We start from the raw sequence: 15123 nt of genomic DNA on the forward strand, positions 1-15123 counted from the left end.
ATCTTAACGGTGAATCACCACCATTAAGGCTTTGGCCTCGGTCTTACCAATATTTCGTATCGCATGCGACCGGTCTGCTTCATAACGCGCAGTACCGCCGATCTTCAATTTTTTCTTATTTCCGTCGACTTCAACTTCTATGCTACCGCTGACTAAAGTCAGATGCTCAGACGTTCCTGGATCATGTGCATTCGACACTAAAGCGCCGCCTGCAGCCAAAATCAATTCATACCACTCAAAGCGCCCTGCCAGCTCCATAGGGCCAAGTATCTTCAACACATAACCGGAATGCTCACCTGGCAAAGTGGGGGTTTCGTGCGGCTCTAGCATACGAATCGAATCAACTTTAGGTGCTTCGGAAGTCAGTAACTCTGCTATCCCTATCCCAAGCGCATTCGCCAGACGCCATGCCACAGCAATCGTTGGATTGGCTTTTTCACGTTCTATCTGTGACAGCATGGATTTCGAGACTCCCGCAGTGCGGGATAAGTCTTCCAAAGTTAAGCCTCTTTCCAGCCGTAAACGCTGTAAGGTAGCTCCAACTTCAGGCGGTGCTGCTGGCGTTGCCAAAGGTGCAATCACTTTTTTCATAGTTTCGCTTGCAAAAGTAAATAAGCATGGATAATATTCGTTATATTGAATTTTAGTTCGATATATCGAATATTTCAAAGAAATAAAAAATTTCTAAAATTCAGGTGTAGCAGTGAATCGCTAATCAAAATTCAAAAATTTTTCCATCATACCAGAAGCCCCTTTCCTATAAGGAGATAAACATGAGCACAAACGTGAGCGCCAAGAAGAATTCTTTTTTCACCGGCTTAGCCAGCAATCTGGATAGTTTGCGTGAGCAAGGTCTTTATAAACCTGAACGTGTGATTTCATCCCGTCAGGGTTCTTTAGTCCAGTGCGATGATGGTCGCCAGTTAATCAACCTGTGCGCGAATAACTATCTGGGTTTATCCGGTGATGAAGAGACAGTACAAGCCTCGATCAAAGCAACAGAACAATATGGTTATGGCTTATCTTCAGTCCGTTTCATCTGCGGCACACAAACTGTGCATAAACAATTAGAACGCGCCATTGCGGACTTTCTCGGGATGGAAGACACCATTTTGTATGCAGCCGCTTTTGATGCCAACGGTGGCGTGTTTGAACCTTTGTTTGATGAAAATGACGCGATCATTTCTGATGCATTAAACCACGCATCCATTATTGACGGCATCCGTCTGTGCAAAGCGGCGCGTTTCCGCTATACCCACAACGACATGACCGATCTGGAAAAGCAATTACAAGCCGCGGCGGACAAACGTCATCGCGTGATCGTCACGGATGGAGCATTTTCTATGGATGGGACGATTGCTCAACTCGACAAAATCTGCGATCTGGCAGACAAGTATGATGCATTAGTGATGATCGATGAATGTCATGCTTCTGGATTCCTCGGCAAAACTGGCCGCGGCACACATGAACATCACAATGTCATGGGTCGCATCGACATCATTACTGGTACTCTCGGTAAAGCTTTGGGCGGCGCAATGGGTGGATTTACCGCAGCACGTAAAGAAGTGATTGACACTTTGCGTCAAAAATCACGCCCGTATTTGTTCTCAAATACTTTGGCGCCATCAATTGCTGGCGCGTCTTTAGCGGTACTGGAACGTCTATCTAAATCCACAGAATTGCGTGATCGTTTGCACGAGAACACAGCATTCTTCCGTAAAGAAATTGAAGCGCTTGGTTTCACTATTAAACCTGGCACTCATCCGGTTGTTCCCGTGATGTTATTTGATGCGCCAGTCGCACAAAAATTTGCAGCACGCATGTATGAACTGGGCGTGTTGGTGACAGGCTTCTTCTATCCAGTAGTGCCTATGGGGCAAGCGCGTGTGAGAGTGCAGTTATCTGCTGCGCATACCAGAGAACAGTTAGAAACAGCGCTCGCTGCGTTTGCGCAGGCTGGTTGTGAATTGGGTCTAATTAATTTAAGTAAAGAATAAAAATTTTCGCTGCAGAGGCGCAGAAGTCACAGAGGTATAAATCAAGACTTTCTCTACCTACTTAGCGCCTTTGCGGCGAAAAAAATCAGTCAATTGAATAGTAAGGAATGCAAATGGAACGTATTTTAGTCATCGGTGCAAACGGTCAAATTGGTAGCGAACTTGTCGATGCTCTAGCCGCCAAGCATGGCGCTGAGAATGTGATTGCAGCCGACATTAGTCCTACGAGTTTGTACGGTGCAAAAATCTACGAAGTCGTGGATGTGTTAGACAACGAACTGCTAGCGAAAATTCACGACAAGTACGAAATTACCCAGGTCTACCAACTCGCAGCCTTGTTGTCCGCAACGGGTGAAAAAGCACCATTGAAAGCGTGGACATTGAACATGGATGGCTTGCTAAATATCTTAGAATTAGCACGCATTAGAGGTGAAGCGGGTAAACCGTTAAAAATTTTCTGGCCGTCTTCTATTGCAGCATTTGGGCCAAATTCCGAAGCCATCAATACGCCGCAATATACGGTAATGGACCCCAACACAATTTACGGCATTAGCAAGCTGGCTGGCGAACGTTTATGTGAATACTACTTCCAGAAATACAATGTGGACGTACGCAGCATTCGCTACCCTGGAATCATCAGTTACAAATCGCCGCCAGGTGGTGGTACGACCGACTATGCGATCGCGATTTTCCACTCTGCGTTGAAAGGCGAAGTTTATTCTTGCTTCCTCGAAGCAAAACAATCTTTGCCGATGATTTACATGCCTGATGCAATCCGTGCGACGATTAGTTTGATGGAAGCACCTGCAGAAAATATCAAAATCCGTTCTTCGTATAACGTCAGCGGCATGAGTTTTAACCCACAAGAACTCACAAGTGAAATTACTAAAAACTTACCAAACTTTCAGGTACACTACGCGCCGGATAGCCGCCAAGCAATCGCTGCAAGTTGGCCACAGAGTTTGAATGATGGTGCTGCTTACCAAGATTGGGGCTGGAAGGCAGAAATCGATCTCGCTGCATTAGTCGTTGACATGTTAAAGAACGTCAAAGTAGCTAACTAATTAGATTGTAGTTAGTCTTAAGACCGCCTGATACTGAGATCGCTTTATTAGAAAATTAGAAAAATACTTTTTACTTTGGTCTCAAGAATAAGGAATATTGGCATGGATATGCGTGTGTTTGATCTGTTTAAAATTGGTGTCGGTCCTTCTAGCTCTCATACAGTTGGACCGATGATTGCGGCACGTCGTTTTTTGCTGGAATGTCCCAATCTGGATCAAGCACAAAAAGTGCAAGTAGCCTTATACGGCTCACTTGCGCTGACTGGCTTAGGTCATGCCACCGACAAAGCAGTATTACTTGGCCTGATGGGCGAAACGCCACAAGACGTCGCTCCCGATACCGTCGATGACAAACTGGCGGAGCTGGCACAAACTGGTGCCATGCATTTGCTTGGCAAAGTGAAAGTTGATTTTGATATTTTAGATGATGTGCTCTGGCACAAAAAAGAGGTACTACCAGGCCATCCTAACGGTCTGCGCTTCAGCTTGACACGCACTGACGGCAGCGTGCACGAACAAACCTTTTATTCCACTGGCGGCGGCTTCATTTACACTGAAGAAGAACTCAATAGCAATGCCAGTACCGTGGCGATTCCCGCGGTCAGCGTGCCCTATCCTTTTGGCACCATGGCAGAGTTATTGGCACATGGCAAGAGCACAGGACTGTCCTTAGCAGCATTGTTACGTGCGAACGAACTTAGTCATTGTAGCGAATCAGAACTTGACGCCGGACTAGATAAAATCTGGTCGGTCATGAATTCCTGCATAGAGCGCGGTTTAAAAATCACTGGCGAATTACCAGGTGGATTGCATGTGCAACGTCGCGCAGCCAAACTCTGGCTGACTGCCAATGAAACGCATAACAGCCTGCCACACGATGGCATGCACAAAGTCAGTTTGTATGCGATGGCGGTGAATGAGGAAAATGCCGCCGGCGGACGTGTCGTCACTGCACCGACCAATGGTGCTGCGGGCATTATTCCGGCTATCATTAAATACTACTCTCAAGACTGCCGCCCGATTGATCCGGTCAAAGGAATACGTGAATTCATGTTGGTGGCTGCCGCGATCGGGATGCTTTGCAAGAAAAATGCTTCTATCTCCGGTGCGGAAATAGGCTGTCAAGGCGAAGTCGGCGTCGCTTGTGCAATGGCTGCTGCTGGTTTGACTGCCGCATTGGGTGGCACCAATGAACAAATCGAATCGGCGGCTGAAATTGGTATCGAACATCACCTAGGCATGACCTGTGATCCAATTGGTGGCTTAGTCCAAATCCCTTGCATTGAACGAAATGGTATGGGTGCTGTCAAAGCGATTACTGCGGCATCTTTAGCCTTAAAGAGCGATGGTACGCATCATGTCAGTCTGGATCAGGTCATCGAAACTATGCGAGTAACTGGTTTCGATATGCAAGCGAAGTACAAAGAAACTTCATTGGGTGGTTTAGCGATTCACGTCGTAACAGTCAATCACGCGGCCTGCTAAGTTATCTTATCGTGCATTGACTGCTATCTCACCGCTAGCAGTCAGTGGTATCTCAATACAAAACTCCGTTCCGACACCAAGTTCACTCTTCACTTCAATACGCCCACCCAGCATCGCTGTGACTATATTGTAGGAAATACTCAGACCCAGTCCAGAGCCACCTTGCCCCAACTTGGTGGTGAAAAACGGGTCGAATATCTTTTGCAAATTTTGCTCAGCGATACCAACACCATTATCAGAAAACACTATTCTTACCCATTGATCAGGCAGTAATTCGGCAGTCAAATGCATTTTCCCATGATCACGTCCATCAAATGCATGACGCAATGCGTTAGTCGTCAAATTCATCAACACTTGTTCCAACGGACCTGGAAAACTGTCCAATTGAATATCCTGCGGCACGTCGCTCACTAGGCTATGCGTGGTTTTCCGCAAACTCGGACTCAAAGTGACGACTACTTCATGTGCAACTTCGTGCAAATTAAATCGCCGACGCTGTTCGCTGGTCTGATCCACCGCAACTTGTTTAAAGCTATTAATTAAATCCGCAGTACGTCTGAGATTTCTATCTAAGATATCCGCCGAGTCCCGCACGGACATCAAAAAGTGATTGAGCTGGGAACGCGAAAGACTGTGCTCCAAGCCAGATTCGAATAATTTTTGTTGGTCAGACAAAGTACTTGCCACCATCAAGGCATTGCCAATAGGTGTATTTAACTCGTGGGCAATACCCGCAACCATAGATCCTAACGAAGCTAGTTTTTCAGAGCGAACCAATTCACTTTGAGTTCGCTGCAAATTTTCTAACGCCACACTCAGTTCAGCAGTACGTGTTGCAACTCTTCTCTCTAACTCGGAATTTAAAGTGGTTTGCGCTTTTTCTGCTGCGAGTCTATCAGTCTGGTCTAAAAACAAAGCGACAAAACGCCAGCCCTCAGGCAATTCAAATGCAGCAGTACTCACCAAAAAATTGCGAATCTCTCCATCTGCTAAACACATCGTCACCGGATGACCAACGACGCCTTTCCCTAACGTTTGGGTAGCAACGACGCGTCTGTCATGGTCGTTTGCAAACAAATTCAGATCTAAAACCGTGTGCCCAATCAACTGCTCCCGCTTGAATCCAAAATCACTAATAAAAGCGTGATTCACATCAATCAAGCGCCCCTCACTATCGCCGGAAATAGAGGGTAATGGATTCGATAAAAATAGCGCAGAAAAAGAGGCTTCGGACTGTTCAAGCGCGAGTGCCTTCACTTCCAAAGAACCCGCAAGTTGATTCACTCGTGCAAATTCTACGCGCAAAATGCGTACAGCAAGCAAGCCTAGCAGGAATGCGATGACGATCATACCAACCAAGAATATCAGACGTACTAATAAAAGCGGTTCAACTGGCGTCAAATACCCTCTTGAAATCAGGACATAAAAAATGACGCAGGCGCCGCAAGCGAACATAGTCATAATCACAGAGTGTCGCAGCGATAATGCCCAGCTTGCAGCCATCACAGAAATAGGCACGCAAATAATACCCGGCGCACTAAATCCGAACGTCCAAAAACCGAAACAAATAGGAACCAGGGCAAAGCCCCACAAGATACAGAGCAAAGCCCATTTAACTTTTTGAAGGCGCAGCATTTGCACAATCAATGCAGTGACGAACAATCCTGCAACGGCACCGCCGCTCCCTTCGCCTCCGTTCGCATAAAGATTAAAAAAAAACGCAAAGAGGCAAATTGTCATCCCGGCTAAGGCAACACCATACAAGAGCTTGACTCCTGTATCATTGATACGGATTTTGTCCTTGCTTTCTTGAATGCTAAGCTCTTCACTTGAACGCTTTTGAGCTGACATGCCGCATCTCTCTTCTGATTTTAGATTTTGAAATCTTTACCTGACGAGCGCTTTGATGGCCGGCCATTGCCGACGCGAGATAGGTAAGCGCTCAGCAGAGTCTCGCACAATAACTTGCCATGAATCTGAATTCTTCTCGTGTTCATGCTCATTATCAACCGCATGAATTGCACGTTCGACCCCCATAATCGCATCACGGGCAACCAATGCGTTTCGATGCGCGCGAACAAAAACCTCTCCCAATTCTGCCTCAATAGAGACCAGAGATTCTTCCGTCAAATAAGCACGTGTTCTGGTTTGTATAGTGACATATTTTTGTTCCGCTTTTAAGAACAAGACATCCCGCACTGGAATCAATAGAACACGATTTTTTTCTAATACAGAAAAATTCTGGCGCGTTTTTGTGATCGGTTTCAACGCATCCAACAATAGATTTTGTGAGTGACTCTGTGTTTGGTCTTGAGTCAGACGCAATTGTGTTTGCATCCTTAACATTGCAACCCTTAGCAAAGCTTCAGACAGACGTGTCGCCCGGACTGGTTTTAACAAATAGTCCATGGCATGCACTTCAAACGCCTTTAAAGCGTAATCATCGTATGCAGTAACAAAAATAATTGCAGGTGACTTTTCTAACTTAGCGTGAATTATGTGCTGCGCTAACTCAATACCTGTCATCCCAGGCATCTGGACATCGAGCAAAACGATATCTGGATTTTTTTCCATCAATAAGTCTAAGGCTGTCTGCGCGTCTGCTGCCTCCCCTACTAGGTCGCATGGACAAGAATCTTGGATATCAGAGATCAGGGTTGTCATACGCGCTCTGGCCGGCGCTTCGTCATCCACAATTAAAATAGCTGGTCGAGTCATAATCGTCCTGTTTAAGTCTTTTCTGGAAACAATAATTTCACTTCGAATTTAGTATCGACAATCTCGCTGTAAAGCTGTGCTTCGATATCGTAAAGTAATTTTAATCTCTGACGAATATTTTCAAGCGCCATATGATTTCCAGAGGACAATTGTGCATGAGGATGATAGACGTTTATGACTTTGATTTCAATTTTATCCAAGCTTTTTTGCAGGAAGATTTGTATTGGTGCTGGGCTAGTCGCTGGCTCCACACCGTAATGCACGGCATTCTCCAATAAGGGCTGCAATAGCAAGCTAGGAATTTTTGTAGTACTTAGTTCAATCGAGTTTAAATGCGTGACCCGCCATTCAACGTCTAACCTATCGCCGAGACGTATCTTTTCGATGGCCAGATATTGTTTGCACAGCGTAATCTCTTCTTGCAAAGTCGTCATATCACGTGTGTCACGCATGAGTACACGAAACAAATCTGCCAAATCTTCCAGCGCGTTTTCCGCACGACGAGGATCGGTGCGGATTAAAGATAATACCGCGTTCAAACTATTAAATAGAAAATGCGGCCTAATTCTCGCTTGCAAAGCCTGCAAGCGCGCTTCACCCAAAGCAGGGGAAAAAGCGCGAGTACGCAATTCAAAATAATGCTGAAAACCGAGTCCAAATAAAAAACACAACAAGGTAGAAAAACCTAAATGCAAATTCGGAAAACTATAGGCGAACCAGTCTACTCCTAGAAACACCGCCAACACAAAAAAACAAACGATGGCGGGTACCGTGCCACATACAATTCGCTGCATCCAATTCGCTGCAGTTTGCTTTTCAAGCAAACGACGAAACCCACACAAAATACTCATGGATAGAAGACTTATCAATTCCACTAGCATGGAAGTATCAACAAAATCTTGAAAATTCTGGGCAAAACCGTTGCCACGGGCTAAAAAACATAACAATACAAGCATATTCACAGACAGCAAAACGCGAATTAATATGCCTAAATTACAATAATCTGGTATTAAGATTTCCTGTGCCAATTGCGTTGTGGCCCCTTGCTTGTCTTGCATTAAAGATGTTTTCATCATGTTCCAAATTTAACAGAAATCAGCACTGTCTCGAATTTCGAGCCAACCCACGCAAGCATGAGCTAGCTTTACCCAAGGTACATGCACAGCATTTCAATTTATGTCCAACGTATGCTCAAAATAGGGCTAAATTCGGCAAAAATCGCTTAAGCAGAGACGACTCGCGGTATAATCTGCGGCGTTTTTACACTACAAGCTAAGGCCGACAAATGTAATTACATCAATGCTGGCGGGCTGTGACAAAATCACAAGAAAATCAATAGTAAGGCGCCAACCGCGCAACTGACTCCAGCATAAAAATTCAAAGTTGCCGATTGTAGTTTCACTTTTTATCTTAAATTATTCCACTATGACATCACAATTTTCCAAAAAAAGCGAGGCTTGGTCTGCACGTTTCTCAGAACCTGTCTCTGATTTGGTGAAACGTTACACCGCCTCGGTGTTTTTTGACAACCGTATGGCAAGTTTCGATATTCAAGGCTCTTTAGCTCACGCTGAAATGCTTCAGGCTCAAGATATTATTTCCAAACAAGATTATGCAGACATACAGCGCGGAATGGCGCAGATCGGTGCAGAAATTGAAGCCGGTAAGTTCGAGTGGTTATTGGATTTAGAGGACGTACATTTAAATATCGAAAAGCGTCTCACCGAATTGGTTGGCGATGCAGGTAAGCGTTTGCATACCGGCCGTTCACGTAATGATCAGGTCGCGACCGATATCCGGCTCTATATGCGCGCGGCGATCGACACTATCTTGGATTTGTTAGCGGCTTTCCGTTTGGCGTTGTTAGACTTAGCTGAAAAACATAGCGACACAATATTGCCGGGCTTCACTCACATGCAAGTGGCGCAACCTATCACTTTTGGCCATCATATTCTGGCCTATGTAGAAATGTTTGGTCGTGATGCAGAGCGATTGGCCGATTGCCGCAAACGCGTCAATCGCTTACCTCTCGGCGCTGCTGCATTGGCTGGCACCACCTTCCCGATTGATCGTCAACGTGTTGCTCGTACTTTGGGATTTGACGATGTTTGTCATAATTCTTTGGACGCGGTATCTGATCGTGATTTCGCTATTGAATTTTGCGCAGCGGCATCTCTGATCATGACTCACATATCACGCATGTCCGAAGAATTGATCATTTGGATGAGCCCACGCATCGGTTTTATCGATATTGCAGACCGTTTCTGCACTGGCTCCTCGATCATGCCGCAGAAGAAAAATCCTGACGTACCAGAATTGGCGCGTGGAAAAACGGGACGTGTCAATGGCAATTTGATTGCATTACTGACTTTAATGAAAGGCCAGCCATTAGCCTACAACAAAGACAATCAGGAAGACAAAGAACCACTGTTTGATACTGCAGACACAGTCATCGACACCTTACGCATTTTCGCGGATATGGCGACTGGCATTACGGTAAAGCCAGAAGCGATGCGTGCGGCAGCATTGCAAGGATATGCAACTGCCACTGATTTAGCCGACTATCTGGTAAAAAAAGGCTTACCTTTCCGTGATGCGCACGAAGCGGTTGCACTTGCGGTGCGTACTTGTGTTGATAAAGCATGCGATTTAAGCGATATGAGTCTTAATGATTTACAAGCTTTCTCTAACTTGATTGAAGCAGATGTGTTCCAAGTGTTAACTTTAGAAGGCTCAGTTGCGGCTCGTGACCACATTGGAGGCACCGCGCCCAATCAAGTACGTATAGCGATTACTCGCCTGCGTCAGCAGATTACGGTTGCTTAAAGTGTTATTCATTAATTGGCTGCAGAAATTCTAAAAAGTCTTTGCAGCCCAATTTGTTGCAAGTTAATGAGTGTGGCACTTCAATCTGTAAAATTTCAACACAAAACATAAAAACAATAACGCCTACAATGGGGACAAAACATGCAGGCACTACTATTTATTTCGAAAAAAATTGATGCACTCAATGAGGCGATAGGTCAGGCGATTAGCTGGGCGCTATTGGCGGCAGTTTTAATTTGCAGTGGCAATGCACTGGTACGTTATGGCTTGAACAATAGCTCGAATGGTTGGCTAGAAATCCAATGGTATTTATTCGCCGCAGTATTCTTGCTCGGTTCTTCCTACACTTTACGTCGCAATGAGCATGTGCGAATTGACGTGGTGACGGGCCGATTTTCACAACGCACCCAAGTGTGGATAGATCTGTTCGGGTTCATCTTTTTTCTACTTCCTATGGTGGCACTGATACTGTACTTAGGTATCCCATATGCCTTGCACTCCATACAAAGCCAGGAAATGTCTAGCAATGCGGGCGGCCTGATCGTTTGGCCTGCAAAACTACTGATCCCGCTCGGCTTTTTGCTGATGTTGCTTCAAGGCTTCTCAGAAATCATAAAACGTGTAGGTTTTTTGCGTGGCTTGCTTGACGCAAGCGCGTTCGAAAAACAAGTGGTCACGCCCGAAGATGAAATCGCGGCGATCAAAGAAGCCAATCAAATCAAATAAAAAAAGAGACTAGCGATGACCGCCTTTCTGATCGCCAATATGGCACCTATTATGTTCGCTGCCCTAGTGATTTTCTTGCTATCGGGTTTTCCTGTTGCATTTGCCTTAGCGGCTAATGGATTGGTTTTTGGTTTTATCGGGATTGAGTTGGGTTTGTTGAAGCCCGAACTAATGCAAGCTATCCCTAATCGTATTTTCGGCATTATGTCGAATGACACCTTACTCGCGATTCCCTTCTTTACCTTCATGGGCTTGATACTAGAACGATCAGGCATGGCGGAAGACTTACTCGATACGATAGGTCAATTGTTTGGCCCCTTACGTGGAGGTGTCGCTTACGCGGTTATTTTCGTTGGCGCACTGTTAGCAGCCACTACCGGCGTGGTTGCCGCCTCAGTCATTTCCATGGGCTTAATCTCGCTGCCGATTATGCTCAAATATGGTTACGACAAAAAAGTTGCCTCCGGTGTCATCGCTGCATCAGGCACCTTAGCGCAAATTATCCCACCCTCACTAGTCTTGATCGTCATGGCAGATCAATTAGGCCGTTCAGTCGGTGATATGTACCAAGCAGCATTCTTGCCTGGTTTATTACTTACCGCAATGTACGCGCTTTACATCTTTGCTTTGTCAATAATACGCCCCAAATGGGTGCCCGCCTTACCGCTGGAAGCACGTAATTTACGCCAAGCCAATGGCGACAGCGGTGTCATTTCACTCGGATTATTACTGATAGCTGCATCTGGAGCTGGTTTCGCTTTTGCAAGCTACTACCAGACGAAACATCCAGAAATCGCTACTGACGCGCTCGGCATCTACTCTGCAACAATAGGCATAGGTTTTGCATTCGCACTTGCTTACATTAATCGACAATTTAAAATCGGCTTATTATCCCGCATGGCCGAACAGGTTGTATTCGTTTTGATTCCACCTCTCGCCTTAATTTTCTTGGTTTTGGGTACCATCTTTTTAGGGATAGCAACACCGACCGAAGGCGGCGGCATGGGTGCTTGTGGCGCAATTCTTCTTGCACTATTGAACGGTCGCCTAAATCTCAAATTGACTAAGCAAGCATTGGATTCCACCACACGCCTGTCTTGCTTTGTGATGTTTATCTTGATTGGCTCTACCGTCTTTTCACTCGTGTTCCGCGGCATCAATGGTGACCTTTGGGTAGAACATCTACTGACTGGTTTGCCAGGTGGTCAGATCGGCTTTTTAATTGTCGTTAACATTCTATTTTTCGTATTAGCTTTCTTCCTGGACTTCTTTGAGCTGGCATTTATTTTAGTGCCATTAGTGGGTCCGGTTGCCGAGAAATTAGGTATCAATTTAATCTGGTTCGGTGTGCTACTCGGCGTCAATATGCAGACTTCCTTCATGCATCCACCCTTTGGCTTTGCACTGTTCTATTTACGTTCAGTCGCTCCCAAAGCGATACGCACCAGTGACATCTATTGGGGCGCGATACCGTTTGTCCTGATACAAATAATTATGGTTGGTCTGATCATCGCTTTCCCACAACTTGTATCAACAGATAGTGTAGAAGCCAAGAAAGAAGAAATCCAACTAGACATCAGCACGCCGATGGATGACACACCTGCGCCTTCATTTGATTTGCCCAAAGAAGGCGGTGCCGATGAAATGCGCGATACACAGACAACACCGGCGCACGCGTTATGAAAATTTACTAGCTAGTTAAATTACAAAATTTAAAATAGATTTAAAATTTAACCAAAAGAAACAAAAGTAACTAAAATACCGTGCTTAATCGATAATGATCCTTGAACCTACACAAAAAATGAAAAAGCAAGCCATAGTCACCATTGTTTCAAATAACTACCTACACTTTGCGCGCAGCCTAATGCAAAGCGTCGCAAAACATCATCCGAATGCTGATCGCTACTGCGTCATTGTTGATACTGATTTATCGTATGCCAGTGAATTAAAAGAAGAATTCACGACGCTGACCTTGCCGCAATTAAACTTGCCGTTTGGCGACGAGTTCACGTTTCAATACACAATCTTAGAACTCAACACGGCAGTAAAGCCATGGGCTTTGGAGCACTTGCTAGATGCGGGCTACGATCAAGTGCTGTACATCGATCCAGACATCTATCTATATAATCCGCTAACAGAAGTCAATGACTTGCTCTCTGCTGGTGCTAGCATCGTCTTGACGCCCCATTTATTGGCGCCGATGACGGATGAAAAGAATCCAACGGAATTAGATATTCGTATAGCAGGTACGTACAACTTAGGCTTTTGTGCATTGAGCAATCAAGGCAACACGAGAGATTTTTTGCATTGGTGGCAAGGCAAACTAAAACGCGATTGCGTCGTAGATTTTAAGCGCGGCGTTTTCGTTGACCAAAGCTGGATAGACCTAGTTCCAACAATCTTTGAGCACGTAAAAATTTTACGTCACCACGGCTACAACGTCGCCTACTGGAACATGGCGCAAAGGGAGATTACCGAAAATGTCGATGGAGACATATTGGTCAACGGTGACCCTCTGACGTTTTTTCATTTCAGCGGCCTTAACCCATCAAATCCACAGCCTTTCTCCAAACATCAGAACCGCTTCAGAATGGATAGCTTAGATCCATTAACAAGCCGTCTGGCAATGGACTATTGCGAAACCGTGCGTGCCAACGGAATAGAAAAATATCGCGCCGTCCCCTACGGGTTTGGCTTTTTCCAAGACGGGCGCCCTATTCCTGACACGGCACGTCGCGATTTTCGTGAAAATGAGACTTTCAGAAAAACACTCAAACAAAGCCCATTTGCCCAAAAGGCTGATATTGTTGTTGACGACAGTCCTGCTACCAATGCGCGCATAGAAAGAGTTTACGATTACTTTCTGTGGCGCAAACCGGAACCAGATGCATTAAAACGCTATCACGTGATCGTGGGTACCACTCGCGGCTACTATACTTTACTGCTGGGCGTTGCACTTTCACCTGAAAGTAGAAAACAGCCGCGCTGGATACGACGCGTCTTATTCTGGCCGCTTTGGCGCCTTTTACAAAACACCTTGGCAAGAACCGACTCTTTAGCAATTGCAGAAAAGCCAGCATCAACAGCTAAGCCTAGTAAACCGACCAAACAAATAACCGCATTAAACAGCAAACCGATCACCACTCGCGGCATCAATTTAATTGGCTACATTGCTGCTGAACTGGGCATAGGCGAAGCTACACGCTCTTTGGCACGCGCATGCTCTGCCGTCAATGTGCCCTATTCTGTGGTCGATGTCGGTTTCCAGTCGTCCAATTTACAGCGAGATACGCAAGCTTTAAAAAACGCCTCGAAAGAACATTTCGCAATCGATCTGGTGTACGTGAATGCAGATCAAACCGAAAGCACGATCAAACATTTGCAAGATTTGAAGCACGAAAGCACTTATAAAATTGGTTTTTGGCACTGGGAGCAGCCGCAGATCCCTGCTACGCACATCGCCGCTTTTGCCGATCTAGATGAAGTATGGGTGCCATCCAATTTTGTCCGTGATGCAGTGGCAGCCGTGTCGCCTGTTCCTGTCATTGTTATTCCGCATGCTTTGCAATTTGAAGCGACACCCGCTGTGCAGCGCAGTAGTTTCGGTTTACCAGAGAATAAAGTCTTGGCCTTGGTGATGTACGACTTCCACTCGTATCAGCATCGTAAGAATCCTAAGGCGGCGATTGCAGCCTTCCGGTTAGCGACCCAAAATCGCGACGATGCGGTACTCGTCGTCAAAACCATCAATCGCGACAAGCATCCGGAAGCATCGCAAGAATTAGCGGATTATCTGGCCGATTTACCCAATACCGTCATCATCGATGACTTCTTAACGCGACAACAGACTTGGGATTTACAATATTGCTGCGACCTACTGATTTCATTACATCGTGCTGAAGGCTTTGGTTTAGCTCCCGCGGAAATGATGTATTTGGGCAAAGCGGTAGTGGCAACTGGCTGGTCGGCCAATATGGATTTCATGACAGCAAGTAATTCCATGCCAGTCGACTTCAAGCTAAAGCCTTTAGAACACGCGGTGGGTGCCTACCCGGCAGGTCCATTATGGGCTGAGGCAGATATTGAACACGCGGCTGATTGCATCACTCAATTACTCGACCAGCCCGAATTGCGTAGCCGTTTGGGGAAACAAGCGACACTCGATATTCGCCGCTTACTCAATCCAGAAACCGTCGGACGCACAGTCGCTGCTCGATTGCAAACTATCATCGATTGGCACAATCGCGATCTCTAATTAGTCACCTGATGCAAAAAAAACGCCCGTGATTTTTTCACGAGCGTTTTTA

The 15123-nt window shown here is 45.7% G+C and carries 11 protein-coding genes; 7 read left to right on the top strand and 4 right to left on the bottom strand.

Annotation, left to right across the window (positions count from 1 at the left end; genetic code table 11):
- Nucleotides 1-3 precede the first annotated feature (3 nt).
- Nucleotides 4-591 carry a helix-turn-helix domain-containing protein gene (locus ACO0KZ_RS15805; RefSeq protein WP_422996912.1) on the bottom strand — a complete coding sequence of 196 codons (588 nt, stop codon included), beginning with the start codon at nt 589-591 and terminating at the stop codon, nt 4-6.
- 182 nt (nt 592-773) lie between these two features.
- Between ACO0KZ_RS15805 and kbl the strand changes: the two genes are divergently transcribed.
- The 3 genes from kbl to ACO0KZ_RS15820 all read left to right on the top strand — a co-directional run bounded on the left by kbl (nt 774) and on the right by ACO0KZ_RS15820 (nt 4546).
- Nucleotides 774-1997 carry a glycine C-acetyltransferase gene (gene kbl / locus ACO0KZ_RS15810; protein WP_422996914.1) on the top strand — a complete coding sequence of 408 codons (1224 nt, stop codon included), beginning with the start codon at nt 774-776 and terminating at the stop codon, nt 1995-1997.
- 113 nt (nt 1998-2110) lie between these two features.
- Nucleotides 2111-3061: an NAD-dependent epimerase/dehydratase family protein gene (locus ACO0KZ_RS15815; RefSeq protein ID WP_422996916.1), complete on the top strand. Its 951-nt coding sequence runs from the start codon at nt 2111-2113 to the stop codon at nt 3059-3061.
- Between the two features lie 102 nt (nt 3062-3163).
- The gene (locus tag ACO0KZ_RS15820; protein ID WP_422996918.1) at nt 3164-4546 is read left to right on the top strand and encodes an L-serine ammonia-lyase; all 1383 of its coding nucleotides are present in this window, start codon (nt 3164-3166) and stop codon (nt 4544-4546) included.
- A gap of 6 nt (nt 4547-4552) precedes the next feature.
- Here the strand turns inward: ACO0KZ_RS15820 and ACO0KZ_RS15825 are convergent, their stop codons facing one another.
- The 3 genes from ACO0KZ_RS15825 to ACO0KZ_RS15835 are packed head-to-tail and all read right to left on the bottom strand — an operon-like array spanning nt 4553 to nt 8340.
- Nucleotides 4553-6397, bottom strand: a complete 1845-nt coding sequence (locus ACO0KZ_RS15825) for an ATP-binding protein (RefSeq protein WP_422996920.1) — start codon at nt 6395-6397, stop codon at nt 4553-4555.
- A gap of 36 nt (nt 6398-6433) precedes the next feature.
- A complete protein-coding gene (locus ACO0KZ_RS15830) occupies nt 6434-7264 on the bottom strand; it encodes a LytR/AlgR family response regulator transcription factor (protein WP_422996922.1) in 831 nt (276 codons plus the stop codon).
- Between the two features lie 11 nt (nt 7265-7275).
- The gene (locus tag ACO0KZ_RS15835) at nt 7276-8340 is read right to left on the bottom strand and encodes a sensor histidine kinase (protein WP_422996924.1); all 1065 of its coding nucleotides are present in this window, start codon (nt 8338-8340) and stop codon (nt 7276-7278) included.
- 349 nt (nt 8341-8689) lie between these two features.
- On the opposite strand from ACO0KZ_RS15835, the gene argH reads away from it, so the two are divergent.
- From argH to ACO0KZ_RS15855, 4 genes are all read left to right on the top strand, one after another.
- Nucleotides 8690-10090: an argininosuccinate lyase gene (argH, locus tag ACO0KZ_RS15840; protein WP_422996926.1), complete on the top strand. Its 1401-nt coding sequence runs from the start codon at nt 8690-8692 to the stop codon at nt 10088-10090.
- A gap of 141 nt (nt 10091-10231) precedes the next feature.
- Nucleotides 10232-10816: a TRAP transporter small permease subunit gene (locus ACO0KZ_RS15845; RefSeq protein ID WP_422996928.1), complete on the top strand. Its 585-nt coding sequence runs from the start codon at nt 10232-10234 to the stop codon at nt 10814-10816.
- 15 nt (nt 10817-10831) lie between these two features.
- On the top strand, nt 10832-12499 hold the full coding sequence (locus ACO0KZ_RS15850; RefSeq protein WP_422996930.1) for a TRAP transporter large permease: 1668 nt from the start codon (nt 10832-10834) through the stop codon (nt 12497-12499).
- Between the two features lie 181 nt (nt 12500-12680).
- The gene (locus ACO0KZ_RS15855) at nt 12681-15071 is read left to right on the top strand and encodes a glycosyltransferase family 4 protein (RefSeq protein ID WP_422996932.1); all 2391 of its coding nucleotides are present in this window, start codon (nt 12681-12683) and stop codon (nt 15069-15071) included.
- Nucleotides 15072-15123 lie beyond the last annotated feature (52 nt).

Origin of the sequence: Undibacterium sp. Di24W (genome assembly GCF_049340325.1) — a bacterium.
Taxonomy (GTDB): Bacteria; Pseudomonadota; Gammaproteobacteria; order Burkholderiales; family Burkholderiaceae_D; genus Undibacterium.

Excerpts from the sequence above, each read along its gene's own strand:
- ACO0KZ_RS15805 (WP_422996912.1), bottom strand. The coding sequence starts at position 591 with ATGAAAAAAGTGATTGCACCTTTGGCAACGCCAGCAGCACCGCCTGAA.
- kbl (WP_422996914.1), top strand. The coding sequence starts at position 774 with ATGAGCACAAACGTGAGCGCCAAGAAGAATTCTTTTTTCACCGGCTTA.
- ACO0KZ_RS15815 (WP_422996916.1), top strand. The coding sequence starts at position 2,111 with ATGGAACGTATTTTAGTCATCGGTGCAAACGGTCAAATTGGTAGCGAA.
- ACO0KZ_RS15820 (WP_422996918.1), top strand. The coding sequence starts at position 3,164 with ATGGATATGCGTGTGTTTGATCTGTTTAAAATTGGTGTCGGTCCTTCT.
- ACO0KZ_RS15825 (WP_422996920.1), bottom strand. The coding sequence starts at position 6,397 with ATGTCAGCTCAAAAGCGTTCAAGTGAAGAGCTTAGCATTCAAGAAAGC.
- ACO0KZ_RS15830 (WP_422996922.1), bottom strand. The coding sequence starts at position 7,264 with ATGACTCGACCAGCTATTTTAATTGTGGATGACGAAGCGCCGGCCAGA.
- ACO0KZ_RS15835 (WP_422996924.1), bottom strand. The coding sequence starts at position 8,340 with ATGATGAAAACATCTTTAATGCAAGACAAGCAAGGGGCCACAACGCAA.
- argH (WP_422996926.1), top strand. The coding sequence starts at position 8,690 with ATGACATCACAATTTTCCAAAAAAAGCGAGGCTTGGTCTGCACGTTTC.
- ACO0KZ_RS15845 (WP_422996928.1), top strand. The coding sequence starts at position 10,232 with ATGCAGGCACTACTATTTATTTCGAAAAAAATTGATGCACTCAATGAG.
- ACO0KZ_RS15850 (WP_422996930.1), top strand. The coding sequence starts at position 10,832 with ATGACCGCCTTTCTGATCGCCAATATGGCACCTATTATGTTCGCTGCC.
- ACO0KZ_RS15855 (WP_422996932.1), top strand. The coding sequence starts at position 12,681 with ATGCAAAGCGTCGCAAAACATCATCCGAATGCTGATCGCTACTGCGTC.